Raw genomic sequence first — 23,987 nt, 5'->3', positions numbered from 1 at the left:
CGATGCCCACCACCGGACGCGGCTACACCTACCCGGCCAGCACCGGACATACCCGGATCTGGGAGCACCTGGAAACGCTGGCCGAGGACATCAACGACGACGTCGACGACATCGCCAACCCGGCCTGGACGACGTACACCCCGACCTGGACCGGGTCACTGACCAACCCCGTCTTGGGTAACGGCACCCTGGAAGGGAAGTGGCGACAGGTCGACCCGCTGATGGTCGCCGTCCGTATCAAGTTGGTCCCCGGCTCGACGACCACCTTCGGCAGCGGCAACTACAAGTTCGCCCTCCCGGTCGCCGCCGTCTCCGGCGGCCCGCACCCGCTGCTCCAGGCGTCCGCGCTGATGGGCAGCAGCCTCTACCGGTTCGTCGGCTGGGTCAGCACGGTGTCGGGCTCGGCAACCGAGGTGACGGTGTACCGCGACAACTTGACCTCTGAGCCGCTGTCCGGCTGGACGCCGACCGCCCCGGTCACCTTCGCCAACGGGCACAGCTTCGGCATGTACGGCTTCTACTTCAGCGCGTGAGGAGGTGGACTGATGGTGGACGCGAACGGCTGGTACGAGCGGACCGATGACGCGGTCAGCCGGTTCCGCCAGCTCGACGACGGCGCGCAGGGCGTGATGGCGTACAGCCTGATGGCGGGCGCCTGTGGGCCGATGTACGGCTGGGACCACGACTGGACGGCCGGCTACCTCGACAAGGTTCTCGCCTTGCAGAACCCCGACGGCGGCTGGGGACTCAACCGCCCCGCCGACTCGTTCGGGGACGGGTCGGTCAACCCGGCCAGCACCAGCTACGCGGTCACCGTAGCGGGGCACGTCGGCCCGACCCTGCTGGCCGGCTGGCAGGCCGGAGTGGTACCCCGGGCCCTGGTGCAGCAGTGCGTCAACTTCCTCGTCGGCATGCCTCGGGTGTCGGTCACCCACGGCCAGTGTGTCGCCTACTCGACCACCCTCGCGGACCGGACCGGGTCCAACAAGAACGTCCACAACGTCAACGCGGGCGCCGGAAGCTTCCTCGCACAGGCAGCCGAGGCCGGAATCTCGCAGTCGGGGATGCACCGACTCATCGCCGACATCACCTGCCACGAAGTCGATTGCTACCGGCCGGCGACGAAGTGGTGGCCGTACGCGGGTAGCACTGGCGGTGGGCAGGACGTCGACCACAACTCGTACTCCGCCGAGTCCATGTACCGGCTGGCGTACTGGATCGGCCGGGAGGCGGTCTACAACCACATGGCAAACCCGCAGAGCGACAACGCCATGGCGCCGCTCGCCCGGCTGCGACTGGTCAGCCTGCCGGCAAGCGGGCCGGCGGCGATGTCGGTCACCGGCACCGGCCAAACCCTCTGGGCGGACCTGGTCGAGCAGTGGATGCCCGAACTCGACGCGTGGATCGCCAACCCGCCGGCACCGCTGGGCGGCCGGCTGGCACAGATCGCCTACTACGGCGCCCGAGCGATGACGGCGGCCCTCTGATGCGTATCCCCGGGGTGCCCTACGTGCAGGGCCGCAACGACTACTCGGACTCTGACGGCCGCAAGTACGGCGTCGCGATCCACAACACCAGCAACGACGCCACCGCCGAACAGGAGGCCAGCTACGCCACCCGGCGCACCGACGGCATCTCGGCCCACCTGTACGTCGACCGGGACTCGGTGGTCCAGTCTCTCGACACCGAGGACCGGGCCGGGCACGCCGGCAGCAGCGAGGGCAACAACCACGCCGTCGCGGTCGAGATCACGGGTGTGAACGGCTGGACCCGACAGCAGTGGCTCGACCGGGTCGCCTGGGACAAGCTCGGCGCCGCCCTGGCCCACGTCGTCCGCAAGTACGGGGTGGCGGTCCGGCGGGCGAGTGTCGCCGAGATGCGCAACAACCCGAAGGTTCGGGCGTTCTACGGCCACGACGACATGCGTCGCGCCTGGGGCGGCACCACCCACACCGACCCGGGGTCGAACTTCCCGTGGGACAAGCTGTTCAGTTCGGTCAATGCCGCGCTGGGCAACTCGACGAAGACCGGAGAGGACGACATGAGTAGACGAGACGCGCTGCTGGGCGTGCGGGACTGGATGGTCGCCGCGCAGACCGGCACCCCACCGTCGAACGACTACGGCATGGGCGAGTCGACTGCCCGCGAAGCGAAGCGCACGGTGGACGCGCTCCTGAAGCCACTCGCGGACCGGATCGACGCGCTCGCCGCCCGGCCGCAGGTTCAGCCGGCGCCGGTCGACGCCGCTGTCCTCGCCGCCGAACTCGCCGGGAACACCGCCTTCATCAACGCCCTGGCGAAGGCCGTCAACGACGACCACGCAGCACGGATGCGGGACTGACCCATGCTCGTCGTCACGGGCCGACACCGACCACACGAGGTGCTGTTCCTCGGCTTCTCGGCCGTGACCGGCGCCGCGTTCGTGGCCGGCGCGAAACCACCCGGCACCCTCGAAAGCCTCATGGACCTCTGGGTGTTGTGGACCTGGTATGGGCTGCTGCTGGCCTCCGGTGTCGTCGGCCTGATCAGCTTCCTGCTTTCCGACCTGTACCGGGCGTTGGTGTACGAGCGGGCGGCGATGGTCGGCCACGTCACCGCCCCGACCATGTACGGGGTGGCCCTGCTCGCGACCGGCCAGGCGACCGCCTTGTTCGCTGGCGCGTTCTGCCTCACCTGGGCGGCGGCTTCGGGGTGGCGTTGCTGGCAGGTGCAGCAGGACATTCGGTCGCTACGGCGGATGGAGAAGACGCCGTGAACTGGCAGATCGTCGGCATGGTTCTCGGCGCTGGCGGGATCTCCGGGTTCCTCGGGTCACTGCTGTCCGGCCTGTTCAACCGGCCGTCGATTCGAGCCGACGCGGTGGTGAAGCTGACCGAGTCCGCCGTGCGGCAGGTCGACGAGCTACAGGAGCGGACCGCCGCTGCCGAACGTCGGGCGGCCGAGGCGGAACAGGCCGCCGACCAGGCGCGGATGAAGGTCCGCATCCTGTCCGACGAGGTGGACGGGCTGATCGCCCGGATGCGGTTGTGGCGTGCCGAGATCCTGGCCGACCCGGGCGCTTCGGAGCGGTTGAAGCAGCTCGTATCTGTTGACCCCGGCCAGTCGTCGAACGGCCGGGCACCCTGACCTGAGGAGGGTCACATGATCCGCAAGTACGGTAAGGCGCTCGCCGCCGTGGCGGGCGCTGCCCTGGTGGCCGCGTACGGGGCGTTGAACGGCAACCAGCACGTCGACCCGGAAGAGGGCGTACAGATCGCGATTGCCGCCGCGACGGCGGTAGGGGTGTATCTGGTGCCGCTGGCACCCCAATACCGGTGGGCGAAGACGGCGGTGGCGGTGGTGCTCGGCGTGTTGCAGGTGTTGGCGACGTCGATCCTCGGTGGGCTCGACGGGCAGGAGTGGATCGCGCTTCTGCTCGCCGGGCTGACCGCTGCTGGTGTCGGGTTCGCCCCGGCGGTGTCCGACAACGGAATCGCCAGCGCCTCGCCCGCCGCACGATCCTGACCGGTCACTCCGGCGTGTTCAGGATGCCGCAGCAGCAGAAGATGGAGAGCACGCCGAAGAAGATCAGTACGGCGCTTAGGGTCACCGGGGATGTGAACTGGAGAGGCCCAAGGCGGAAGTTCCAGCGAACTTTGCTCACAGCCGATGACCGTACCGTCCGCGCGCAACAAGCCACCGGCTGTCTCATGCGTGACGGTAGATGTCACCTGTGAGACACTTTCACTGGTTGTCGTCGTCCTCGATCTGACGCGTTCCTGACTCCCCAGCCAGGAAGATCCCCAAGAAGCGGCCCGCCCCAAGACCCCCGGGGCGGGCCGCTCTTTTGTGTTCCCACACAACCCACGATCAACTCAGTTGGGGGAATCCTCGCCGGGCTTGGCCGGTGCCGGTTCGACACCATCCGGTGGGATGCTCCGGTACCAGTCACACGAGGCCCGGGTGTGCCGGCCCATGTATCCGGCGCCGCACCGCTCGCACGTCTTCACCGTCGGCCGCCTCGGCATCCCGCCTCCCCTTCCTGACCCGGACTTGAATTCTCGCCCCCGCCGTTCAAGTCGCGGGGACGACACTTCAAATCGGCTACTCGAGCGGCGACCCGTCACCAGGGCCGAGGCGCAGCGGCGGCGGTGCCGGCGGCGGACCATCCGGCCAGCACACCCGACACTCGCACAGCAGGGTCACCACCCCGGCACCCTCACCGATGATCACCGACCCCGGGCAGCCGTGCGGCGTGTCGCTCGCCAACGCCGGCCGGACACCGAGACGGCACGGCATACAGATCGTCGTGTCAGTCACGGCCGACCCGCCCCCGCAACGTCTGCGCCACCTGCCGCAGCTCGGCCGGCGACACCTGCTCCGGGTGGCAGGCACGGGCCAGGATCTCCGCAGCCTGCCCCGGCACCGGATCACCAATCCGGGCGAAGTAGCCGACAGCCCATGTCAGGTACCGGCAGCGGCCGTCGTCGTCGCACTGCCAACAGCGGGCGCCGTTGCGGTGCATGTGGAGGAATCGGCGGGCCGTCAGATCCTCCAACGTCGTCGACCAGCTATCGAACATCGACGTCACCGTCCGCCCCTTCCTGCTCGGGATGCGCCAGCGGGCCGTACTGCCGGTCAAGAGCATCGATCAGCAGCCGGGCCAGCGACCCCGCAGGCAGGCTGCGCTTCAACGCGTACGCCCGCCGCAGCACCGCCCGCACCTGCTCCGGGTCGGCGCTCACTGCCGATCCAATGCGTCAACCAGGGCGTCGAGCCGGGCCAGCACATCCACGCACGGGGCATGATCCGGGCGGGCGCCGCAGCGGACGGTGTGACCCCACACATGCGCCCAGCCGACCCCCTGCCGGTACTCGACCGGCTCGTGGACCTTCGCCACCACCAGTTGCACCCGCCGGTCGAAGCCGGGTGCCGTCTTGCTCAGCCAGTCCGCCGGTTCCAGGTCGACGACCAGGCCGGGCCACACCCGGCGCAGCCGGGCCACGTCCAAAGCGCGCTGCCGGGCGCGGTCCGCTTCCGCGTTCTGCTCGACCTGGCCCCGGTCGAAGACCCGGTTGGGCCGGTTGTCACCGGGCCGCCACCTGTCGAACGCGCCCATCGTCCCTCCCTGCCAGTCGGGGGAGGTGCGACGGCCGATGCCCTCTGCCGTGCCGACCGGCCGCCGCACCCGCTAGGGGTGGGTGGCACCCCGCACGGGGGACGGAGCGCCACCCGGATACGGGCCTGTCCGGGGGAGAACGATCCCGCATCCTTGCCCAACAGCCTTCACGCACTTACCGTGCGTAGGGAGCCACCCCGCGTCCACAACCGTCCACAGACAGGGCCGCACCATGGGTGACAGCTTCGGAGAGGTGCTGCAATCACTACGAGAGGCCGCAGGCGTCAGCCTGCGCGCACTCTCCGCCCGCACCCACTACAGCACGTCGCAGATCAGCTATGTAGAGACTGGGGAGCGGCGACCGTTACCCGAGTTCGCCGCAGCATGCGACCGAGCGTTGGGGACAACGCCGCTGCTCACGGTCCTCATCGCACTCGACGGAGAGGACCAGGCCATGAGACGACGCGCACTCCTGACCACCCTGACCGCAGCGACCGGAACCGTCGGGATCGCCGGGGCGACCGTCGTCGCCGAACTCATCCGACAGGGTTTGCTCGACGCGTCCGGAAACGTCGAAGACTGGGGCCAGGTCGTCGCCGACTACTCCCGGCGCCTCGTCGTCGACCCGTCCCCGTCGTACGGGGTGGCGCTCGCCGGTCAGATGGCGATAGCGCAGCAGCAGATCATCACCAGGGGTGCGACGCCGGAGCTGCTGCGGGCGGCCGGACTCCTCACCCAGTTGTACGGCCTGTGGTGCGGCAACCAGAACGACGTCACGTCGGCGCACGGCTGGTACCGAACGGCGGCGATGCTCGCCGACCGGTCCGGCGACACCCCGTCGCGGGTGTTCGTCCGAGCCCGGACCGCCTCGCGGGGCATCTTCGAGGGGTACACGCTGCGGGAGACGATCGACCGGGCCAACGGTGCGTTGGGGATCTCGAACCGGCCATCTCTCGGCGCCCTGGAAGCGCATTCGGCGCTGGTGCACGTGCACGCCCTCGCCGAGGACCTGGCCGGCGGTAGGCGGGCGTTGGGCGGGATGCTGGACGTCGCCGAGCGGCTGCCGGACAGCGGACCGGACGGGCCGACGGCGCGGACTGTGAGTTTCGCTCACTACCTGGAAGCCCGGGTCGGCACCCCGACGACGGCGGACGAGGCGTGGCAGACGGCGGAGCCGATCCTTCGGTCGGTGCCGGTGTGGTGGCGCGAAGCCCAGGTGTACTACGGCCTGTCGCTGGTCCGGCGGGGTGACGTCGCCGACGGGATCGCCTACGCACTGACAGCCGTCCGGGCGCTCCCGACGCCGGTTCGTACGGTCGGCGTCGCTGTCGCGGACCTGCTCCGGGCCGTCCCGGCGCAGTACCGGTCGGCCGAGTTGGACGAGCTGCGCGGGTACGCGGCGGCCGGTGACGGGCCGTGGGTAGCGTTGGGCTCATGACCAGGCCACGAAGGCACACCCCGGAGCAGGCGGCGGAAGCGCAGCGGATCGTGGACGAGTCCCGGCTGACGACTGAACTGGTCGGGATCGTGCGGGATCAGCCGGGCCGGTTGATCCGGAACCCGTGCGGTGACCCCGACGGCTGTCAGCATGGGCACTGCTACGGCACCCCGGCCGAGGCGGAACAGGTGCGGCGTACCGGGCTACCCGCCGACGACGGGCGGGAGTGACGCCCGGTCGGTGTCCCAGAAGTCGGCCGGCGCGGCGACGATCTCCTCACGGAACAGCGGCTCGCCCGTGTGCGCCAGGTGGTGACCCTGGCAGTAGTACAGCAGGGCGTGAAGCTTCTGCTCGTCGACACCGGGCAGCCGCCGCCGGATCTCGGCCGCGACGTCGTGGACTGACACCACCGTCATACCTCCAAGCGTAGAGGGGTGGGAGATTAGCTCCCACCCCTCTGTCGGTACTGGATCGAGGTCGCACCCGTGTGCGATGGTGGAGACATGGACAGCGACGACGCCATCGCAGCCCGGTACACCCGGCGCGCACGAGACGCCGCCGACTCCGCGATCCGGCTCGGCGCCGACCCGGACGCGGTTCGTGCCGCCGTCGAGGAGGGCATCGCCGACGCGGTACGCGCCAACGCCCGGATTGCTGCCGCCGACCAGCCGGCCGCCGACCAGCCCCGGCCGAAGTTCGTACCGAAGCCGGGCAGCGCCGTCGAAAGGTTCCTCAAGGCCGTCGGCTGACCCCAGACACGGAAGAACCCCCGCGCCCACATCGGGCCGGGGGTTCCTCTCGTTTCCGCCTACTCGCGGACCAGCTCGTACCTGTTCCCTTCCTGCCGCACCTTGCCGCCGGCCTTCGCCATCGACTTCAGCAGGTCATAAACCCGCTGGTACGACACCTCGACACCCTGCTCGCCCATCTGCGCGTGGACCTGGGCGGCGGTCATCATGTCCGGGTACCCGTCCCGCAACACCAGCTCGATCCACTCGCGGGCGTTCTCCGGCTTGCTGCGATCACCCGGTACGCCGTCCAGCTTCAGGTGAGCCTCGGACAGCAGCCGCTCCGCCTCCGCGTCCATGCCACTGTCGGGTGCCCGATCCTGGACGCCTGACGTCACCTCGGCCCGCGCACGCTGCCGCTCCAACGTCACCCCGGTACCGATCAGGAACCGCTCCGTCGCGCTGCCGATCGGCGCCACCGTCGGCCGCTCCAACGCGGGCGGCTCCGCCGGCCGGTCATCCTCCGGCACTTCTTCGCCGCGCAGTTCGGCCAGCATCGCCGCCTTCCGCTTCCACCGGTTCGCGTACACCAGCCCATCCCGAAGGTCCCGGAACACCGGGTGTCGCCGCAGTTCGGGGAAGCCGTCGGCATCCCGACCACCGAGCACATCCTGAACCCGAACCCCGGCCGCCACCCGCTTGCCCCGGTCGTCGAGGTCCGGGCGCAGGTGCGCGGTTGCGATGGCGTGCCGCTCGATGCTGGCGATGTCGACGTCCACCGTCCGGGCCAGAACCGGCCGGTAGTCGACCTTCGTCCGGTACACGTACGCCGACCCCATGTGCAGCAGCCGGGCACGGCCCGGGTTCACCCCGAGGACGTACGTGTACTCGTCCTCCTCGTCCATGCGGAGACACAACCGCAGTGAAGCGACGGTGCGCAGCCCTTTCCCGAGCAGGTCCCCGGTGCCGCGCAGCACCGACATGATGACCCGGCCGCCCTGGGCTCGGCCGATCTGCGCCAGCCGGGCGATACCCTCATCCACGATCTTGGAAATCAGTCCGGCCATCTGCCGCAGCTCACCGCCCTCGTCGGTGATTACCAGGATCAGAGGGAGTTTCGCGTCGACCGGAAGAACGGTCGTGTTCGCCGCCCGCATCCGAGCCGTGGCCTCGGGGCTCGTCTTCCGGTCCTTCACGATCGCGGTAGCGACAGCGACCAGGGCAGCAGCCTCGTACTCGTCCTCCGCCACCCAGTCAACCGTCGGCTTCGACGCCTCGCCGCGCGCCCACGGGCCGATCCACGGGGCGGCGACACCGCCGCCGTTCGGGTCAACGATCCAGATCAGGGCATCCACACAGCGGGCCATCCGCATGATGACCCGGTGTAGGAACGTCGTCTTGCCCGACCCGGTGGTGCCGCCGACCACCATCGAGTCTTCCCGCAGCGACACGTCCAGCTTCTCGCCCCGGGCGGTCGTCGCGATGTCGAACTCGTCATAGATCGACACCTTGTCGGTTGGCTCCGAGATCCGCCGGCCGTCACCGGCGAGGCAGTCCCGGAGCATCACGTCGAGGATCGCCGCGCCCTGGTGCGGCCCGTCCAACACGCGGACGACGCAGCCGGCGGGAAGACGTCGGGCGCCTGCGATCTTGTCGGTCTGCCCTGCCAGATCCTTGACCGTCATTCCCTCCGGCAGATCAAGGTGCACCTGCTCCCCGGCGGTCCGGTCCGGCCACGGCGTCACGGCGGAGACCCGGAGCTGGGACCACTCCCAGTCTTCCTCGGCCTCACCCCTCTTCTTCCTCGTCTTGGTGAGACGCTGAAGCATCGCCTCCCACTCCCGGACCGCCGACGGCCGCCGGTCGACGTCCGGCAGGTTCGGGATCGTCTCCACGATCACCCGGTTCCGGGCGACCGCGAACTCAAGCGCCGCGAACAACGCACCCACGGCGCCGAGGCTGACGGCCGCCCACTGCACCGCACCCGTCTTCGCCACGAACGCCACCCACACCGACCCGGCCAGCACCACGGCAGACCGGTGAACGGACGCCCACGGCTTGTCCGTCGCGAACGACACCACCACCGCCGCCGGCACACCGATCACCGGACCGGCAACCAGCGAAATCCACCACTCGACCGGGGCGAACCCGAGCCGGATCGCCACCACCAGCAGCACCGCCAACAGCATCCACATCGGCACCCACACCGCGCCGCTTCGACTCCGCATCACCCAACCCCCTTCACTTCCTGGCCACGAACCCGGCAGGGGTGCCCCGCAGCGTGTACACCACGGGACACCCCGGACAGGTCAGGTGTCCTGCTCGGCCGCCGAAACGTCGGCCCGCTTCTCCCGCGCCCGGCCGCCACGCTCACCGGCCAGCCGCGCCTCATCGACCTCGTGTTCCTGGCCGTACCGGGCCGCCAGCGCCTCCGACCGGGCCGCCAACGCCCGCAGCCGGTTCGCCCGATCGTCGTCCTCCTCGCGGATCTTCCGCAGCTCGGCCGCGATCACCTCGGCCTCCGACGTCAGCGCCTTGCTCGCCGGAAGGTCGTTCTCGCCCTGGTCGGCGAGCCGCTTCATCCCGGTAGCGATGGCCTCCACGATGTCGCCCTGCTGCCGGGCCGTCGTCGCCAGCTCGTCGATCGACGGGGCAACGGACCGCAGGTTCCGGCCCCACCTCTGAAGGCTGGCGTCGTCCTCGTGTCGAACTCCCATGGGTGTCTCCTTTCCTCGCTGCGGCGCCGGTGCGGCCCGCTTCTCGTTGTGCTGTTTCGGTGCGGGCTTGTCCGACACCTGTTCCGGATCGGCGGGGGTTGGGTTGGTCGCCTTCTCCGGCCTTTCCTTCTTGCTCTCGTCGCGCTTTCCGTCGCGTTTCTTGTCCTCGGTCCGCTTGTCGTTGAATCCCTTGCGGAGGTCATCCCAGAAGCCCGGCTTCTTCTTCCGGCCCGGCCCTTTCCGGTTGCCGGATGGAGAACTCCCCGACCGTGACGCGTCACCCGACGGCTTCGACCCGCCCGACTTGCCCGGCCGGTTCTTGCCACCGAACGGCCACAGCTTCGACTTCTTCGGACGCGTCCCCGATGCGTCACCCGACCCGCCCGGCTTCCGCCGTGACGCATCACCGGACCCGGCCGGCTTTCGTGACGCACCCGGCCGCTTGCCCCGCAGTGCGTCAAGCAGACCCGGCTTCTTCCCCGATCCGTCACCGCGCGGACGTGACGCACCCTTGGGGTTCAGGAGGCGACTCAGCGGGTTCCGTGACGCACCGCCCGGCTTCTTCGATGACGCGCCCTTGGGTGACGCACCAGACCGGGATGACGCACCCGGCCGACGTGACGTACCGAGGAGACGATCGAGAAGACCGCCCTTCCCGCGACGGCGCCACGCCAACAGGGCCGCGAACACGATCACGGCCGCCACCGCGTTGATGACCGCCCACCACAGCCAGCCGACGCCGGCCCACAGCGCCATCTCCAGCACGGCCAGGAGCATGATCGCGGTCATCAGGATCGGCGGGTCGAGCAGCGGGTTCGGCTTCTTCCCCCGCCGGGTTCCGGCCGCCTTCTCGGTCACGCTCTGTCGACTCTCAAGGGGTTGAGAAGTCAAGGGGGTTGATGCCGGGGGAGATGCCGTCTCCCGGTCCTTGGCGACCGTCTGAGGCGGGTTCTCCGGGGACTCAAGGGGTTGAGTCCTCAAGGGGTTGAGGTTACGCACCGTGACCTCCCACCGTGTGGCCGTTGGTCCGGTGCTTCCGCACGTACCGCTGGGCCGCCTGCTCGTCGATGCCGACCTTCTTCGCCGCCGCACGGGCGGACATGCCGTCCTCCTCGACGAGCCGGAGTACCTCGGCCATCCGCTCGTCCTTGCCCGGCTTCGGACCGCGACGCGTCTTCACCGGCTCCGGCTGACGCGTCACCTCGGACCCGTCCGGACCGTCGCCGGGTGACGCGTCACTGCCGTTGATCCGGTGCGTCACCGTCCGGCGGGCCGGATGCGTCAGTGCCGGGTACGTCAGCCGTGCGTCACTGGCCGGCAGGGCGGGCGTGTCGTGACGCGTCACCTCCGGCATCGGGTGACGCATCGCCGGTACGTCGAACGGGTCACCGAGTGATGCATCCGCGTGGACTGGCAGGGATGCGTCACGAGCCGGCTCGGCGAGCGACCACGGATCGAACGACGCATCACGTACGTCAACGTCCGTCGCGTCGATGTCTGGCATGCCAGATACGGGCTCGGCGATCGACGGTTCCGGCTTCGTCTTTTCCGCCCGAGATTTGGTGCCAAGCGCGTGCGCCCGCCACGCCACGATCGGCGGAATGCACGAGATCGCAATCACCAACCCCCACGGCACCTTCTCTTCGCCGGTGATGTGGAGCGGGAGCAAGTGAACGGCAATCTGACAGCCGATCATCAACGCCAACCCGGCGAGGACATCCCCCGTGCGGTGGCGCAGGAATGCTGCCGCCGAATACACATCAATCGAGATCGGGAATAGGACTGCCATCCATTCGCCGTAGTGCGCCATCCGAGCCAGGTCGTACTCACCTTTCGCGGTGAGCGCCACGGCGGCGACCAGTGCCGGCCAGCGCAGGTGCCGGGCGATGAAGTTCGGCTCCTCCTCGGTCACGACTTGTCTCCCGTCCCGCCGGGCAGGCTGACGTTCAGGTACACGGTCACGTAGTCAGGAGTGGCGGCACTGCTCGACCGGATCGGCCGGGAGTCGGCCCGCCACACCACGAACGTCCGCTTCACCAGCTCCTTCGCCGCCGCCACCTCCGACGGCAGGCCACTCAGTACGAGCCTCACTCCCAGTCCCCCCGATCGAGCAGACGCCGCCGCACCAGCAGGGCGTCGACCTTCAACGCCCACCGGGTCGGCCGCACGTTCGGAACGACGTCGATGAACACCGCCGCCGTCGATTCGCTGACCGGGTCGGGGATGACCCGCACGACCCGCATCCATCCGCCGTCCTCAGCCCGGACCAGGTCGGTCGGCCGGACCTGCCGGGCCTCGACAGGCTCGGCGGGGATCGTGGTCTTCATCCGGAACGGCGGGGTGACGACCAGGTACGGCGCCTCGGCCGGGATGTCGGCCTGGAGGTACGCCATCGGGGTGCCGTGGTTCCGGGACTGCCGGTGGTGGACGTCGGTGACGTCCAAGCCGTCACGGAGCAGGTGCTCCCCGACCTCGATCTCCCGCTCGGTGCCGATGATCCGAACCTTCACTTGGCACCTCCCAGCAGAGCCCGTACCGCACCCATGTGGATCTGCTCGTGCGCGGTACGCGTCGCCAGAGCCGCCGCCGTGCGGCCGTCCAGCCGCTCGCCGACCATCCGGCCGCCACGGGCCGCGACCTTCCACCCATCGGCGCTGCGCATCGCGATAGCGAAAGCGCCCGCGTTGGGCTGGTCGGCGTCGTGCAGCTCGTACGCCCGGTTCTTCACCGTCCGCCGCTTGATCAGGACGGTCATCACGACACCGCCTTACGCACGCGGACCGGCGTGCCGATCGGGTACCGGTAGTGCTCCTCGTCCTCGCTGTGCGCGGCAGTGTTGATCGACACCGCCGACGGGTGGCCCTCGTACAGCCAGCCGTCCACGTCCACGATCTCGACGACTTCCCAGTTGCCGTCCGGGGTCAGCAGCTCGTCACCGAGCCGGACCCGCTCGACGGGCATCGGCACACCGGCCGGGCCGGCGGCGGTCATCAGGTGGTCGCGGACGACCTCGATGAACACCAACGCCTGCTCCGGCGTCAGGTCCGCCATGCTGCCGAGGTTCCGGCCGACGTTCAGGGACACCTGCGTCTGCCCGGCCTCGGTCTCCTCGTCGAGTTGGCAGAGGCGCACGTCGAGCAGGCCGGTTCCGGCGGCGGTGGGCACGTCGACCGCCGGGGACATGTGCATCCGCGACCCGTCGTGCCGGTCGGGGGTGCACGGGGTCCACAGGCACCAGTCGGGTTCCGGCAGGGCCGGGGCGGCGGCTACCGCCGGGACCGAAGCCCCGACGGCAGCCTGCCCGACCGTTACCGGAGTAACGGTGATCGTCATCGCGCAGCCTCCGACTCGGCGGCGTCGGCCAGGGCGAGCAGTTCGGCTGCGAACATCCGTGCCCGGGTTGCCGTCAGGAGGCCACTCTCGGCCAGCAAGTCCCACTCGCCGACCTGTACGGCGATGTACGGCTCTCCCGGGTCGATGCCCTCGGCGTCGGCCAGGTCGTACCGCTCCACCCGGGCCGAGACACCCAACGCGGGGTCGGTGTCGGTGCCGCCGTTGACGGTCGTCACGGGGCCGGTGTGGTGCTCGATTCCGGGAATCCGGGACTGGCAGTCGTCCCCGCACCACGGCTGGCACGGCGTGGCCAGGTCGGCGGGCCGAACGGGCGTGATCGTCATCGGGCACCGCCAACGATCAGGGCAGGCACCCGCAGCAGGTTCGCCGCCAGCATCCGAGCCTCACCCGTCAGCAGGTCCGCGAACTGCCGGTCACAGTGCGACAGCTCCACCTTCGACTCCGCCGACTGCTCGTCCTGCACCAGCGACACCTCGACGAACGAGTCGAACCCGTCCAGCGACAGATCGACCTTCACCATCGACCCGGCGGCCGTGCGGTGGAACCGGTCGCCGACGAGTTCGGTCTCCCGGTGGTCACAGTCCGCCCACACCGGGCACGCCGTCTTCTGCCACGACGGCGAACCGGCCGGCGGCGGGGACAGCGGCAACGGCTGCTCGCCCCACTCGACGTGCCGGAGGATCTTCCCGGCCAGGTCGACAGCCTCACCGACCGTCAACCGCAGCGACCGATGCTCCCAGTGGCCGAGGGACGCCGACAGGATCACCATCGGCTCGGCGGCGCCGGGCATCTGCCACACCTCGACGGACAGCGTCGCCGGGCACGGTCGGGGCATGTGGGCGTCGGCCGGGATCGGCGGCATCGCCCGCAGCGGCAAACCCTCGATCAGGGTCCGGGCGCACATGCGGTCGTCGCCCTTGTCGGTCTCGTTGTGGATGCCGCAGCACCACGGCCGGTCCGGGACGGTCATCCACGACGGCCGGTCGCCGGTCTGCTCAGGGTGGGCGTCGTGCCACGCCTCCACGTCGAGATCCGGCTTCGAGAACGTGATCGCGTGCCCGGCCGCCAGGGCGGCGGCGTGGTCGACGAGCCGGTCCGCCGTGACCCCCTGGCCCCGGTCGTCGGTCTTCTCCTGGTGCAGCGACGGCTGACCGGCACGCGGCGCCGGAAGCTTCACACCGCCGGTCGGGTACGGGTCGCGGGAGGAGACGCTGAAGACGCCCATCAGCGGGTCACCCCCAGCAGTGCAACGCTGTTCGCGGACGACGACCGGGCGGGCAGGGCACGGGTCGGGGTGACGACCTCACCGTCCAGCACCGACGGCCGGGCCGCCCGCACGTTGTCGACGTACGACTGTTCCTCGCGGTGCTGGGCCATCCGGTCACGGGCGACGTAGAACGCCCGGTACGCCAGACCCCGGAACCGGGTGTTGACGTTCGTGTGCAGGCTCGCCGACGTGATCGGGGCGACGTCGAGCAGGCGGCCGATCTGCGCCATCTCGGCGAGGCCGTCCCGGTCGTTGTCGGTCAGCACGATGTGCTCGAACTTCGGCGACGACGGGATCGGCATGTCCGGGTTGGCCTCGAAGAAGTCGGCCAGGGCGCGCAGGCCGGCGACCAGCTCGGCGCGCGGGTCCGGGCTGGCGGGGACGAGGTTCGTCATCGGGCCACCCCCGACCGCTCGGCGACCAGGGCGGCGATCCGCTCGTCCTGCTCACGGGCCAGGTCAGCGAACGCCCGGTCCATGCCGGCCACGATGTCGGCGACCCTGGCCCGGTGCTCGGCGTCGGTGAGCCCGGCGGGGAGGGTGCGGATCAGGGTCATGGCGTACACGTAGGCGTGGTCGGCGCCGTTGTCGGTGATGGTCTGCCGCATCGTGGCGGCGATCCGCTCGACCTCGGTCGGCGGGGCGGTGTTGTTGCCCGTGGTGGGCGTCGTGGAAGATGACACCTGGGTTCGTTCCTCTCGTGTGTACGACGAGTGGTGCGGGTCAAGTCGTGCCGGGGGAAGGAGTGCCTGCTCCGGACCCCGGGGCGCACCTCCTAGCTACTCCGAGCTACTAGGCGCATGTTGACTTGTCTTCTTCGACACCATGGGCACGATGGTGGCGGTCGGCCAGGAGGGTGACCTGCTCGACGAGCAGAAGATGCCGCCGCGTACCCGGGAGATCCTGCTGGTGGACTCGATCGCGGCGGCGGCCGGCGGCGCGGCGAGCACGTCGAGCAACACGTCGTACATCGAGAGTGCCGCCGGGGTCGCGGAGGGTGCCCGGACCGGGGCGGCCAACCTGGTGACCGGCGGGTTGTTCCTGCTGGCGATGTTCCTGGCCCCGCTGGTCGTGGTGGTGCCGTTCGAGGCGGCCTCGGTGGCGCTGGTGATCGTCGGGTTCCTGATGATGACGGCGGTGCGGACCATCGACTGGGCCGACTACGAGATCGCCATCCCGGCGTTCCTGACCATCGTGCTGATGCCGTTCACCTACTCGATCTCGAACGGCATCGGTGCCGGTGTGATCAGCTTCGTGGTGGTCAAGCTGGCCCGGGGCAAGGCCCGGGAGGTGCACCCGCTGCTGTACGGGGTGGCCGCGCTCTTCGTGCTCTACTTCCTGCGCGGCCCGATCGAGAGCGTGCTGTTCTGACCCGTGTCTGACCCGTGCGGCAGCTGTTCTAACCTGTTCGGCAGCCGTTCCGACCGTGCGCCAGTTCGTCGGGCAGCGGTGACGGTGGTCATAGTCGGTGGTCGTTAGCCTAGCTTATTAGTTAGGCTAACGACCGTGACGGAGTGGACGGTGATGGCGAAGCGCACGCCACCGGCGCAGCTCGCGACGCTGCTGCGCGACGCGATCACCAGACTCAACCGACGGGTACGGCAGACCCGGCCGGTCGGCGATCTCACCGGGACCCAGCTCTCCGCCCTGACCAGCCTGGAGCTGGCCGGCGCGCTGAGCCCCCGCGAACTGGCCGACACCGAACGGGTCCAACCGCCGACGATGACCAAGATCGTCGCGAAGCTGGAGGAGCGCGGTCTCGTGCAGCGCACCCCCCATCCGACCGACGGCCGGCAGGTCATCCTCTCGACCACCGACACCGGCCGCGCGATGCTCGCCCAGTTCGACCGGGCCCGCAACGAGTGGCTGGCCGGCCGACTCGCCGAGCTGACCGCGGAGGAGCGCGACACGCTGGCCCGTGCCGCCGAGATCCTGCAGAAGGTGGCGCGCGCCTGACCGCCGCAGCACACCGGGTCCGCTTCGTCCACCAGGACCGTACGGCCGCGACGTAGCGGCAGGCGGTCGGGATGACGCGTACGACCCGAGGAGGCGCACCCCGAGTGCGGGCAAAGCTGAGCACCACCTTCCAGTCCCTGACGGTTCGCAACTACCGGCTCTTCGCCACCGGTCAACTGATCAAGTTGATCGGGGTGTGGATGATGTTCACCACGCAGGACTGGCTGGTCCTGGACCTCTCGGACAACTCCGCCTCCGCGCTCGGCGTGGTGATCGCGCTCCAGTTCACCCCGGTGCTCCTGCTCACCCTGCTCTCCGGCCGGCTCGCCGACCGGTACGACAAGCGCCTGCTGCTCTTCCTCGCCAACTGCGCCTGGAGCGTGCTGGCGCTCGGCATGAGCGTGCTGGTGCTGACCGGGCTCGTCCAGCTCTGGCACGTCTTCGTCTTCGCCGCCCTGCTCGGGGTGGCGAACGCGGTCGAGACCCCGGTACGCCAGTCCTTCGTCTCCGAACTCGTCGGTACTTCGCTGCTGCCGAACGCACTGGCGCTTTCCGCCGCGACGTTCAACTCGGCCCGGATCATCGGCCCGGCGGTGGCCGGGTTGGGGATCGCCCTCCTCGACGTCGGCCCGGTCTTCCTGGTCAGCGCGGTCAGCTCGATCGCCCCGGTGGTCTGCGTGGTGCTGATGCGCGCCGCCGAGCTGCACCGCGAGGAGCTGCCGCCGCTCGCCGAGCGGGGCTCCGCCCGGGTGATCGACGGCCTCAGGTACGTCGCCCGCCGCTCCGACCTGGTGCTGCCGATGGTGCTGATGTCGGTGCTGGGGCTGGCCCTGTTCAACTTCCAGCTCACCCTCTCGGCGCTGGCCAAGACCACCTTCAACACCGGGGCCGCCTCGTTCGGCCTGTTCACCACCGCGCTCGCGGTGGGTGCGCTGGTCGGCGCGCTCGCCGGCAGCGGCCGGCGGAGCCGGCCGTCGGTCTGGGTGGTGCTGGGCGCGGCCGTGGCCACGGGTGTCTGCGGCACCCTGGTCGGGCTCGCTCCCGCGTACTGGATGGTGGTGGCGCTGCTGCCGCTGACCGGGTTCTTCACGGTCTTCTTCGCCCAGGCGTCCAACCAGCGGGTGCAGCTCGGCGTCGACGCGGCCTTCCGGGGCAGGGTGATGGCACTCTGGGTGCTCGTCTTCCTCGGCTCCAACCCGGTCGGTGCGCCGATCATCGGCTGGATCGCCGAGCGCTTCGGTGCCGGGGCGAGCATCTGGATCGGCGGCCTGATCTCGCTGGCCGCCGCCGGTGCGGCGCTGGTCTGGCAACTGCACCGCACCGGTACCCGACTCCGGCTGCGCATCCTCCCGCTGCCCCGCTTCTACGTGGTACATCCGGCCGACACGTGAACCGCCTCCCGGGGCGCGCGGCGCACTCGCCGCGAGGGCCGTCGATCGCGGCGCGCCTGCCGTCGGGCGGCTGATGGTGGGGCGCGTCCGCCCGTCGGACCCGCTGACGGCGGGGCGCGTCCGCCTCTGGCCCGCTGATGGCGGGGCGCGCTCGCCCGAGGGCTGTCGATGGCGCGGCGCCCTGCGGGCGTCGGACCCCTCTGGTTAGCTGGCCCCATGCTGCGTGTGCGACTTCTGGAGTGCCTGGCCGCCGACCAGGCGCGGCTGCGCCAGGTCGCCGCCACCGACCTGGCGGCCGCCGTGCCGGCCTGTCCGGACTGGACAGTTGCCGACCTCGTCCGGCACGTCGCCGTGACCTACCTGCACAAGGTGGAGTGCATGCGGACGGGCCGGATCCCCTCGTCGTGGCCGCCGGACGTTTCCGCCGAGGAGCCGCTGCCGCTCTTCGACCGGGCCTGCCGGGCGCTGGGCACCGAGTTCGACGGCCGCGACCCGGCCGCGCTCGCCCCCACCTGGTACGACCCGGACCAGACCGTCGGATTCTGGCTCCGCCGGATGACACAGGAGACGGTCATCCACCGGGTGGACATGGAGCTGGCGACCGGGCGGTCGGTCGCGGAGATCCCGGCCGACCTCGCCACCGACGGCATCGACGAGGTGTTGCGGCTCTTCCTGGGCTATCGCTCCCGGCGCTGGCCGGAGGACTTCGCCGAGGTGCTCCCCGAGTCCGCGGTCGAGATCCTGGCCGCCGCCGGGCCGGCGAGCTGGCTGGTCCGGCTCGGCCCGGAGGGGGCGACGGTGGCCCCCGACAGGGCGGTGGCGCTCGGGGCCACCATCCCGGCCGCCCCGTCCAGATCCGCGTCCGCCGGTCCGGCGGCGACCGTCAGCGCTAGTCCGGACCGGATGCTGCTCTGGCTCTGGCGACGCCGCGCCGACGACGCGATCGGCTGGTCCGGCGACCGGGCGGCCGTCGACCGGCTGCGCCTCGCCCTCGCCCCGGCGACCCGGTGAATACCCGTTCCGTGCAAAACCGGTAGCGGGCCGGGGTGCCGCCGGTTAGCGTCGGAGAACGTGGCCATCGTGCATGCATTCGCGCTGCCGCTGGCCCTGCTTGCCACGATCTGCCTGCCGGTCGCTCTGGCCGCGCTGATCTTCGCCGACGAGCTGGTCGACCGGCTCGCCGGCTGGCTCGCCGAGCGCCGGGAGGACCGCCGCTCACGCCGGACGATAAGTCGACTGGACCAGGCGTTCGAAGTGGACCCGCGGGCCGGCGAAATCGATCTTTCCGGACTGGAGCGGGTGGATCATCCGGCGATCGAACGGATCGCCGCCGACCTGCGCCGGCTGGGCGACCAGCGGCTCAGCATCGCCGGCCGGTCCCGGGTCTGGCAGGCGGCGGTGCTGGAGGCGTACGACGACCGGCTGCGCCTGGCCAGCCGCTGCCTCGGGGTGGCCGAACATCTCGGCGCCCTGGACGGCATCGACCTGGAGATCGAACGGGTACGCGTCGAGGGCGAGTTGCAGGCCGCCGGCCTGGTCCTGCCGTCCCCGCAGGCCGGGCCGCGCCAGGGCAGCGGTTGAGCCGCCGGCCCGCGACCCGCTGCCGGCGAAAGGCGCGCTAGGTGCGTCTCTTCGTGGCCGTCTATCCACCGCCGGAGGCCGTGCACGACATCGTCGCGCAGGTCCACCGGCTCCGGATCGGCGCGGCAGCCCGGTCCGGGGTCAACGTGCGGCTGACCGCCCCGTCGACGCTGCACGTGACCGTCGCGTTCCTCGGCGAGGTGCCGGACGAGCGGCTGCCCGTGGTCGAGGAGGCGCTCTCCCGGGTGGAGACGTCCGGCGGACTGCGGGCGCCCCGGCTCCGGTTCGGCGGCGGTGGGCGGTTCGGCCGGGGACGGTTCACGGTGCTCTGGGTGGGGCTGCGCGGCGAGGTCGACGTACTGCGCCGGCTGGGCGCGACGGTCCGCCGGGAGTTGCGCCGGGCCAGGATCCCGTTCGACGTCCGGCCGCTGCGACCGCACCTCACCCTGGCCCGCCCCGGCGAGCGGATCGATCCGGGAAGTCTGGACGAGGACCTGAGCACCCTCGACGGCTATCTGGGACCGTCCTGGCCGGCGACCGAACTGGTGCTGGTGCGCAGCCAGCTCGGCCCCCGGCCGACGTACGACCGGCTGGCGAGCTGGCCGTTGTAGCGGCGCACCCGGTGGGGTCAGGAGGTCTCGCGGGCGGCGGGACCGCCGCCGAAAAGGACGTCGTCCCAGCTCGGCAGGCGCTTGCGCGGCTTGCCGGCGGCGTCACCGGACTCACCGGAGCCGGCTGCGGCGGCCCGGCGCGGCCGGAGCACCGCCAGCGACGGCACCGCCGGGACCTCCTTCGGCGCGTCGGCGTCGTCGTCGAACGCGGAGCCGGGACCACCGCCGAGCAGTGCGGCGGCGCCACCGGCGACGGGGCGCTGCCGGGGCGCGTCCGGCGACGCCATCGACGCCGCCGGGTCGAGCCCGCGCCCGGCGGTCGAGCCGAGCGGCCGGTCCAGCCCGGCGAGCAGCGCGTCCCGGCCGGCCCGGATCGGGTCGCGGCTCGGGCGCGGATGGTCACCGGCGGCGGCCGGCAGGCCGTGCCCGCCACGGCCCGGCTCCACCCGGGACGGACCGGGCAGCGCGTGGCCGCCGCGTTCCGGCGCGGGCTCCTGGCCGAGCAGCGGCGCGGGACGCTCGGCGCACAGGTACTGCGCCATGTCGTCGTGCGGGGTCACCGCCTGGCGGGCCTTGTCGAGATCCCAGATCGCCTGCGCGGTGGCCTTGCCGGAGGGCCAGGTCGCGATGATCCGCCAGGTGCCGTCGTCGCGCCGGTAGGCGTCCCAGGAGATCTTCTCGGTGTCGATGCCGTGCTGGGAGAGCCGGCCGTCGACGATCTCGGCGAGCGGGGACTGGTTCTCGGCGTTCTTCAGCCGGGTCCGCCGGGCGTGCTGGGCGAGCATCGCCCGCTCCTGGAGCACCGGGCCGGCGTACCGCAGCACCCGGTCGACCGGCACCCCGGCGATCCGGGCCACGTCCTCGGCGGACTCGCCGGAGCGGATCCGGGCCTGGATGTCCCTTGGCGACAGTGAGGGTGCCGGTTCGGTGCCGGGGCCGGCCACGGCCAGTGGAGCGCTGCCGGGCTCGTTGTGCAGGACGGTCGCGACCCGCTCGTCGATCGGCAGCGCGAGAAGACGGCCCACCTCGTCGGTGAGCACCATAGCTTGGCCGTCCTCGGAGAGGGCGACGAAGCGTACTGGCCGCATCGCGTTGCCTCCGTCCCGCCTCGCTGGCCCCACGCCACGGGTCAGCCACCCGGGCGTCCTCGTCACACGGTACGCCGCTCGGTCACCCGTTGGGGAGAGGCGCGCCCGCATGTCGCGGGTGAGCTGCGTCTTTCGATCCACTCGGGTCGGGCGGTCCGGCCGACCGGCCCGACCCGGGTGGCGGCGGGGCTCAGAGCCGGTCGACCACGTAGTCGACGCAGGTGGTGAGGGCTTCCACGTCGCCGGGCTCGACGGCCGGGAAGAGCGCGATCCGCAGCTGGTTGCGGCCGAGCTTGCGGTAGGGCTCGGTGTCGACGATCCCGTTCGCCCGCAGCACCTTGGCGATCGCGGTCGCGTCCACCCCGTCGGCGAAGTCGATCGTCGCCACCACGTTGGAGCGCAGTGCCGGATCGGTCACGAAGGGTGTCGCCACGGCGGAACGCTCGGCCCAGCCGTACACGGCCGCGGCGCTCTCGGCGGTGCGCTTGGCCGCCCAGGCCAGCCCGCCCTGCGCGTTCATCCAGTCGGTCTGCTCGGCGGCCAGGAAGATGGTGGCCAGCGCCGGGGTGTTGTACGTCTGCTCCAGCCGCGAGTTGTCGATCGCGGTGACCAGGTCGAGGAAGGCCGGGATGTACCGCCCCGAGGACTTGATCTCGGTGGCCCGGGCCAGCGCGGCCGGCGACATCAGGGCCAGGAAGATCCCGCCGTCGGAGCCGAAGCACTTCTGCGGGGCGAAGTAGTAGACGTCGGTCTCCCGGACGTCCACCTCCAGCCCGCCCGCCCCGGAGGTCGCGTCGACGAGCAGCAGCGCGTCGTCGTCGGCGCCGGCCACCCGGCGGATCGGCACCGCGACACCGGTCGAGGTCTCGTTGTGCGGCGTGGCGTAGACGTCGACGCCGGCCTCGGCGACAAGCGACGGGGCACTGCCCGGCTCGGACTTGCGCACGGTCGGCTGGCCCAGGAACGGGGCGTCGGCGACGGACTTGGCGAACTTGGCGCCGAACTCGCCGAAGCTGGCGAACTGGGCCCGGTCGCGGACCAGCCCGAAGGTGGCCACCTCCCAGAAGGCGGTGGTGCCGCCGTTGCCGAGTACGACCTCGTAGCCCTCGGGCAGGGAGAAGAACTCGGCGATGCCCCGGCGCAGTCGGGCGACCTGGTCGCGTACGGTCTTCTGCCGGTGCGAGGTGCCAAGGTACGTCGTCGCGACGTCGGCCAGCGCGGAGACCGCGGCCGGACGCACCTTGGAGGGGCCGCAGCCGAACCGGCCGTCAGCAGGTCTGATCTCGTCGGGGATCCGAATGGTCGATACGTCAGCCACGGTTACGAAGATCCTTCCGGTGGGCCGAGAGGCCCGTGAGCCGAGCGGGTTGCCGGCGACGCTGCCGCCCGCCCATCCTCGCACCTCCACCGGGCCGCCCGGGCGACGATCCCACCGCACCGGCTGAGTTCTGCCCCACAGTCCGGGGTGAGACGTGAGGAAGGGCCCCCGCATCTACCGGAAGCGATAAGCGGGGGCCCTTCCTTGCACCTCAGACGTCGTGTGGGACGGCGTCCCAGCCTTCCACCCCGGCGGGCTTGCGGGGGCCGGGGCCGGTGTACCGGGCGGCCGGCCGGACCAGCCGCTTCAGCTTCTTCTGCTCCAGGATGTGCGCGCTCCACCCGCCCATCCGGGCACAGGTGAACATCGAGGTGAACATGTGTGCCGGTACCTCGGCGAAGTCGAGCACCACGGCGGACCAGAACTCGACGTTCGTGGCGAGTACCCGGTCCGGCTTGCGGGCGTGCAGCTCGGCCAGCGCGGCCTTCTCCAGCGCCTCGGCGATCTCGAAGCGCGGTGCGCCGAGTTCCTTGGCGGTACGCCGGAGCACCCGGGCGCGCGGGTCCTCGGCCCGGTAGATCCGGTGCCCGAAGCCCATCAGCCGCTCGCCCCGGTCGAGTACGCCCTTGACGTACCCCTCGGCGTCGCCGCTGCGCTCCACGGCCTCGATCATGTGCAGTACCCGGGACGGCGCACCGCCGTGCAGCGGCCCGGAGAGGGCGCCGATCCCGGACGAGATGCAGGCGGCGGCGTCGGCACCGGTCGAGGCGACGATCCGGGCGGTGAAGGTGGAGGCGTTCAGCCCGTGCTCGGCGGCGGAGATGAAGTAGGCGTCGACCGCCTTCACGTGCCTCGGGTCCGGCTCGCCCCGCCAGCGCTTCATGAACCGCTCGACGATCGTCTCCGCCTTGTCGATCTCCTTCTGCGGTACGGCCGGCAGCCCGAGCCCGCGCGCCGACTGGGCGACGAAGGAGAGCGCGGTCACCGAGACCCGGGCCAGGTCCTCCCGGGCCTGCTCGTCGGAGATGTCGAGGAACTGGTTCAGCCCCCAGTACGGCGCCAGCATCGCCACCGCCGACTGCACGTCGACCCGGATGTCGCCGGAGTGCACCGGCACCGGGAACGGCTCGGCCGGGGGCAGGCCGGGACCGAACCGGCCGTCCACGAGCAGCGCCCAGACGTTGCCGAAGGAAACCTGGCCGATGAGGTCTTCGATGTCGACCCCGCGATAGCGCAGCGCCCCTCCTTCCTTGTCAGGCTCGGCGATGGCGGTCTCGAAGGCGATCACGCCTTCCAGCCCCGGTTTGAAGTCGGACATGCGCGCTCCTGGATCGGTCGTCCGTGCGTTGCGGGCCCGCCCGGCAGTACCCGGCGCGGGCCCTTGCGTACTCAGCGATGTATTCGTGCCATCTTGCCTGCTGGGTAACTAACTTTGCGAGAG

At 70.9% G+C, this 23,987-nt stretch carries 33 protein-coding genes and 1 pseudogene; 15 read left to right on the top strand and 19 right to left on the bottom strand.

Annotation, left to right across the window (positions count from 1 at the left end):
• Positions 1 to 2 precede the first annotated feature (2 nt).
• The 6 genes from O7626_RS31355 to O7626_RS31330 are packed head-to-tail and all read left to right on the top strand — an operon-like array spanning position 3 to position 3,504.
• A complete protein-coding gene (locus O7626_RS31355) occupies positions 3 to 533 on the top strand; it encodes a hypothetical protein (protein WP_278064633.1) in 531 nt (176 codons plus the stop codon).
• A gap of 12 nt (positions 534 to 545) precedes the next feature.
• Positions 546 to 1,487, top strand: coding sequence for a hypothetical protein (locus O7626_RS31350; RefSeq protein ID WP_278064632.1), 942 nt, complete (start codon positions 546 to 548; stop codon positions 1,485 to 1,487).
• On the top strand, positions 1,487 to 2,341 hold the full coding sequence (locus O7626_RS31345) for a peptidoglycan recognition family protein (RefSeq protein ID WP_278064631.1): 855 nt from the start codon (positions 1,487 to 1,489) through the stop codon (positions 2,339 to 2,341). The genes O7626_RS31350 and O7626_RS31345 overlap by 1 nt, the downstream gene beginning before the upstream one ends.
• 3 nt (positions 2,342 to 2,344) lie before the next feature.
• Positions 2,345 to 2,755, top strand: a complete 411-nt coding sequence (locus O7626_RS31340; protein WP_278064630.1) for a hypothetical protein — start codon at positions 2,345 to 2,347, stop codon at positions 2,753 to 2,755.
• On the top strand, positions 2,752 to 3,126 hold the full coding sequence (locus tag O7626_RS31335) for a hypothetical protein (RefSeq protein WP_278064629.1): 375 nt from the start codon (positions 2,752 to 2,754) through the stop codon (positions 3,124 to 3,126). The genes O7626_RS31340 and O7626_RS31335 overlap by 4 nt, the downstream gene beginning before the upstream one ends.
• 15 nt (positions 3,127 to 3,141) lie before the next feature.
• Entirely contained in the window at positions 3,142 to 3,504 is a 363-nt protein-coding gene (locus tag O7626_RS31330; RefSeq protein WP_278064628.1) for a hypothetical protein, read from the top strand.
• A 4-nt stretch (positions 3,505 to 3,508) separates the two neighbouring features.
• Here the strand turns inward: O7626_RS31330 and O7626_RS31325 are convergent, their stop codons facing one another.
• From O7626_RS31325 to O7626_RS31310, 4 genes are all read right to left on the bottom strand, one after another.
• Positions 3,509 to 3,643, bottom strand: a complete 135-nt coding sequence (locus O7626_RS31325) for a hypothetical protein (RefSeq protein WP_278064627.1) — start codon at positions 3,641 to 3,643, stop codon at positions 3,509 to 3,511.
• A gap of 648 nt (positions 3,644 to 4,291) precedes the next feature.
• Positions 4,292 to 4,561 (bottom strand): hypothetical protein, encoded by a 270-nt coding sequence (locus O7626_RS31320; protein WP_278064626.1) that lies wholly within the window; start codon positions 4,559 to 4,561, stop codon positions 4,292 to 4,294.
• Positions 4,551 to 4,724, bottom strand: a complete 174-nt coding sequence (locus O7626_RS31315) for a hypothetical protein (protein ID WP_278064625.1) — start codon at positions 4,722 to 4,724, stop codon at positions 4,551 to 4,553. Before O7626_RS31315 ends, O7626_RS31320 begins: the two co-directional genes overlap by 11 nt.
• Entirely contained in the window at positions 4,721 to 5,098 is a 378-nt protein-coding gene (locus O7626_RS31310; protein ID WP_278064624.1) for a hypothetical protein, read from the bottom strand. The genes O7626_RS31315 and O7626_RS31310 overlap by 4 nt, the downstream gene beginning before the upstream one ends.
• 232 nt (positions 5,099 to 5,330) lie before the next feature.
• Here O7626_RS31310 and O7626_RS31305 point away from each other — a divergent pair, with 232 nt between their 5' ends.
• A complete protein-coding gene (locus tag O7626_RS31305; RefSeq protein ID WP_278064623.1) occupies positions 5,331 to 6,536 on the top strand; it encodes a helix-turn-helix transcriptional regulator in 1,206 nt (401 codons plus the stop codon).
• Entirely contained in the window at positions 6,533 to 6,766 is a 234-nt protein-coding gene (locus O7626_RS31300; RefSeq protein WP_278064622.1) for a hypothetical protein, read from the top strand. The genes O7626_RS31305 and O7626_RS31300 overlap by 4 nt, the downstream gene beginning before the upstream one ends.
• Here the strand turns inward: O7626_RS31300 and O7626_RS31295 are convergent.
• A complete protein-coding gene (locus O7626_RS31295) occupies positions 6,740 to 6,952 on the bottom strand; it encodes a hypothetical protein (protein WP_278064621.1) in 213 nt (70 codons plus the stop codon). The two genes, O7626_RS31300 and O7626_RS31295, sit on opposite strands and share 27 nt — an antisense overlap.
• An 87-nt stretch (positions 6,953 to 7,039) precedes the next feature.
• Between O7626_RS31295 and O7626_RS31290 the strand changes: the two genes are divergently transcribed.
• Complete coding sequence (locus O7626_RS31290) at positions 7,040 to 7,285, top strand: hypothetical protein (RefSeq protein WP_278064620.1); 246 nt, start codon at positions 7,040 to 7,042, stop codon at positions 7,283 to 7,285.
• A gap of 59 nt (positions 7,286 to 7,344) precedes the next feature.
• Here O7626_RS31290 and O7626_RS31285 read toward each other — a convergent pair whose 3' ends face one another.
• The 11 genes from O7626_RS31285 to O7626_RS31235 form a co-directional block, all read right to left on the bottom strand.
• The gene (locus O7626_RS31285) at positions 7,345 to 9,492 is read right to left on the bottom strand and encodes a hypothetical protein (RefSeq protein WP_278064619.1); all 2,148 of its coding nucleotides are present in this window, start codon (positions 9,490 to 9,492) and stop codon (positions 7,345 to 7,347) included.
• An 81-nt stretch (positions 9,493 to 9,573) separates the two neighbouring features.
• Positions 9,574 to 10,839 (bottom strand): hypothetical protein, encoded by a 1,266-nt coding sequence (locus O7626_RS31280; RefSeq protein WP_278064618.1) that lies wholly within the window; start codon positions 10,837 to 10,839, stop codon positions 9,574 to 9,576.
• Positions 10,840 to 10,972: 133 nt separating this feature from the next.
• Entirely contained in the window at positions 10,973 to 11,893 is a 921-nt protein-coding gene (locus tag O7626_RS31275) for a hypothetical protein (protein WP_278064617.1), read from the bottom strand.
• Positions 11,890 to 12,072: a hypothetical protein gene (locus O7626_RS31270; RefSeq protein WP_278064616.1), complete on the bottom strand. Its 183-nt coding sequence runs from the start codon at positions 12,070 to 12,072 to the stop codon at positions 11,890 to 11,892. Before O7626_RS31270 ends, O7626_RS31275 begins: the two co-directional genes overlap by 4 nt.
• Positions 12,069 to 12,491: a hypothetical protein gene (locus O7626_RS31265; protein WP_278064615.1), complete on the bottom strand. Its 423-nt coding sequence runs from the start codon at positions 12,489 to 12,491 to the stop codon at positions 12,069 to 12,071. The genes O7626_RS31270 and O7626_RS31265 overlap by 4 nt, the downstream gene beginning before the upstream one ends.
• On the bottom strand, positions 12,488 to 12,736 hold the full coding sequence (locus tag O7626_RS31260; RefSeq protein ID WP_278064614.1) for a hypothetical protein: 249 nt from the start codon (positions 12,734 to 12,736) through the stop codon (positions 12,488 to 12,490). The genes O7626_RS31265 and O7626_RS31260 overlap by 4 nt, the downstream gene beginning before the upstream one ends.
• Complete coding sequence (locus tag O7626_RS31255; RefSeq protein ID WP_278064613.1) at positions 12,736 to 13,314, bottom strand: hypothetical protein; 579 nt, start codon at positions 13,312 to 13,314, stop codon at positions 12,736 to 12,738. The genes O7626_RS31260 and O7626_RS31255 overlap by 1 nt, the downstream gene beginning before the upstream one ends.
• Positions 13,311 to 13,658, bottom strand: coding sequence for a hypothetical protein (locus O7626_RS31250; protein WP_278064612.1), 348 nt, complete (start codon positions 13,656 to 13,658; stop codon positions 13,311 to 13,313). The genes O7626_RS31255 and O7626_RS31250 overlap by 4 nt, the downstream gene beginning before the upstream one ends.
• A complete protein-coding gene (locus O7626_RS31245) occupies positions 13,655 to 14,560 on the bottom strand; it encodes a hypothetical protein (RefSeq protein WP_278064611.1) in 906 nt (301 codons plus the stop codon). The genes O7626_RS31250 and O7626_RS31245 overlap by 4 nt, the downstream gene beginning before the upstream one ends.
• Positions 14,560 to 14,997, bottom strand: a complete 438-nt coding sequence (locus tag O7626_RS31240) for a hypothetical protein (RefSeq protein WP_278064610.1) — start codon at positions 14,995 to 14,997, stop codon at positions 14,560 to 14,562. Before O7626_RS31240 ends, O7626_RS31245 begins: the two co-directional genes overlap by 1 nt.
• A complete protein-coding gene (locus tag O7626_RS31235) occupies positions 14,994 to 15,284 on the bottom strand; it encodes a hypothetical protein (RefSeq protein ID WP_278064609.1) in 291 nt (96 codons plus the stop codon). The genes O7626_RS31240 and O7626_RS31235 overlap by 4 nt, the downstream gene beginning before the upstream one ends.
• Before the next feature lie 130 nt (positions 15,285 to 15,414).
• Here O7626_RS31235 and O7626_RS31230 point away from each other — a divergent pair.
• The 6 genes and pseudogenes from O7626_RS31230 to thpR form a co-directional block, all read left to right on the top strand.
• A pseudogene (locus O7626_RS31230) lies at positions 15,415 to 15,972 on the top strand (NCS2 family permease); the annotation flags it as partial.
• A gap of 135 nt (positions 15,973 to 16,107) precedes the next feature.
• On the top strand, positions 16,108 to 16,557 hold the full coding sequence (locus O7626_RS31225; protein WP_278064608.1) for a MarR family transcriptional regulator: 450 nt from the start codon (positions 16,108 to 16,110) through the stop codon (positions 16,555 to 16,557).
• 104 nt (positions 16,558 to 16,661) lie between these two features.
• A complete protein-coding gene (locus O7626_RS31220) occupies positions 16,662 to 17,948 on the top strand; it encodes an MFS transporter (protein WP_278064607.1) in 1,287 nt (428 codons plus the stop codon).
• A 225-nt stretch (positions 17,949 to 18,173) separates the two neighbouring features.
• Positions 18,174 to 18,959 (top strand): maleylpyruvate isomerase N-terminal domain-containing protein, encoded by a 786-nt coding sequence (locus O7626_RS31215; protein ID WP_278064606.1) that lies wholly within the window; start codon positions 18,174 to 18,176, stop codon positions 18,957 to 18,959.
• 60 nt (positions 18,960 to 19,019) lie between these two features.
• Positions 19,020 to 19,529 (top strand): hypothetical protein, encoded by a 510-nt coding sequence (locus O7626_RS31210; RefSeq protein ID WP_278064605.1) that lies wholly within the window; start codon positions 19,020 to 19,022, stop codon positions 19,527 to 19,529.
• Between the two features lie 41 nt (positions 19,530 to 19,570).
• Positions 19,571 to 20,140, top strand: coding sequence for an RNA 2',3'-cyclic phosphodiesterase (thpR, locus tag O7626_RS31205; protein WP_278064604.1), 570 nt, complete (start codon positions 19,571 to 19,573; stop codon positions 20,138 to 20,140).
• Between the two features lie 17 nt (positions 20,141 to 20,157).
• Here the strand turns inward: thpR and sepH are convergent, their stop codons facing one another.
• From sepH to O7626_RS31190, 3 genes are all read right to left on the bottom strand, one after another.
• Positions 20,158 to 21,228 (bottom strand): septation protein SepH, encoded by a 1,071-nt coding sequence (sepH, locus tag O7626_RS31200; protein WP_278064603.1) that lies wholly within the window; start codon positions 21,226 to 21,228, stop codon positions 20,158 to 20,160.
• 190 nt (positions 21,229 to 21,418) lie between these two features.
• Positions 21,419 to 22,546, bottom strand: a complete 1,128-nt coding sequence (gene serC / locus O7626_RS31195; protein WP_278064602.1) for a phosphoserine transaminase — start codon at positions 22,544 to 22,546, stop codon at positions 21,419 to 21,421.
• A gap of 211 nt (positions 22,547 to 22,757) precedes the next feature.
• Positions 22,758 to 23,864 (bottom strand): citrate synthase 2, encoded by a 1,107-nt coding sequence (locus O7626_RS31190; protein ID WP_278064601.1) that lies wholly within the window; start codon positions 23,862 to 23,864, stop codon positions 22,758 to 22,760.
• Between the last annotated feature and the right edge of the window lie 123 nt (positions 23,865 to 23,987).

It is taken from the genome of Micromonospora sp. WMMD1102 (assembly GCF_029626265.1).
Lineage (GTDB): Bacteria > Actinomycetota > Actinomycetes > Mycobacteriales > Micromonosporaceae > Plantactinospora.
This window is presented reverse-complemented; position numbering and strand designations above follow the sequence as displayed.

Bases quoted from the DNA above. Each gene is read 5' to 3' on its own strand.
- O7626_RS31355 (WP_278064633.1), top strand. From the start codon at position 3: ATGCCCACCACCGGACGCGGCTACACCTACCCGGCCAGCACCGGACAT.
- O7626_RS31350 (WP_278064632.1), top strand. From the start codon at position 546: ATGGTGGACGCGAACGGCTGGTACGAGCGGACCGATGACGCGGTCAGC.
- O7626_RS31345 (WP_278064631.1), top strand. From the start codon at position 1,487: ATGCGTATCCCCGGGGTGCCCTACGTGCAGGGCCGCAACGACTACTCG.
- O7626_RS31340 (WP_278064630.1), top strand. From the start codon at position 2,345: ATGCTCGTCGTCACGGGCCGACACCGACCACACGAGGTGCTGTTCCTC.
- O7626_RS31330 (WP_278064628.1), top strand. From the start codon at position 3,142: ATGATCCGCAAGTACGGTAAGGCGCTCGCCGCCGTGGCGGGCGCTGCC.
- O7626_RS31320 (WP_278064626.1), bottom strand. From the start codon at position 4,561: ATGTTCGATAGCTGGTCGACGACGTTGGAGGATCTGACGGCCCGCCGA.
- O7626_RS31310 (WP_278064624.1), bottom strand. From the start codon at position 5,098: ATGGGCGCGTTCGACAGGTGGCGGCCCGGTGACAACCGGCCCAACCGG.
- O7626_RS31305 (WP_278064623.1), top strand. From the start codon at position 5,331: ATGGGTGACAGCTTCGGAGAGGTGCTGCAATCACTACGAGAGGCCGCA.
- O7626_RS31300 (WP_278064622.1), top strand. From the start codon at position 6,533: ATGACCAGGCCACGAAGGCACACCCCGGAGCAGGCGGCGGAAGCGCAG.
- O7626_RS31295 (WP_278064621.1), bottom strand. From the start codon at position 6,952: ATGACGGTGGTGTCAGTCCACGACGTCGCGGCCGAGATCCGGCGGCGG.
- O7626_RS31290 (WP_278064620.1), top strand. From the start codon at position 7,040: ATGGACAGCGACGACGCCATCGCAGCCCGGTACACCCGGCGCGCACGA.
- O7626_RS31285 (WP_278064619.1), bottom strand. From the start codon at position 9,492: ATGCGGAGTCGAAGCGGCGCGGTGTGGGTGCCGATGTGGATGCTGTTG.
- O7626_RS31260 (WP_278064614.1), bottom strand. From the start codon at position 12,736: ATGACCGTCCTGATCAAGCGGCGGACGGTGAAGAACCGGGCGTACGAG.
- O7626_RS31255 (WP_278064613.1), bottom strand. From the start codon at position 13,314: ATGACGATCACCGTTACTCCGGTAACGGTCGGGCAGGCTGCCGTCGGG.
- O7626_RS31250 (WP_278064612.1), bottom strand. From the start codon at position 13,658: ATGACGATCACGCCCGTTCGGCCCGCCGACCTGGCCACGCCGTGCCAG.
- O7626_RS31245 (WP_278064611.1), bottom strand. From the start codon at position 14,560: ATGGGCGTCTTCAGCGTCTCCTCCCGCGACCCGTACCCGACCGGCGGT.
- O7626_RS31240 (WP_278064610.1), bottom strand. From the start codon at position 14,997: ATGACGAACCTCGTCCCCGCCAGCCCGGACCCGCGCGCCGAGCTGGTC.
- sepH (WP_278064603.1), bottom strand. From the start codon at position 21,228: ATGCGGCCAGTACGCTTCGTCGCCCTCTCCGAGGACGGCCAAGCTATG.
- O7626_RS31190 (WP_278064601.1), bottom strand. From the start codon at position 23,864: ATGTCCGACTTCAAACCGGGGCTGGAAGGCGTGATCGCCTTCGAGACC.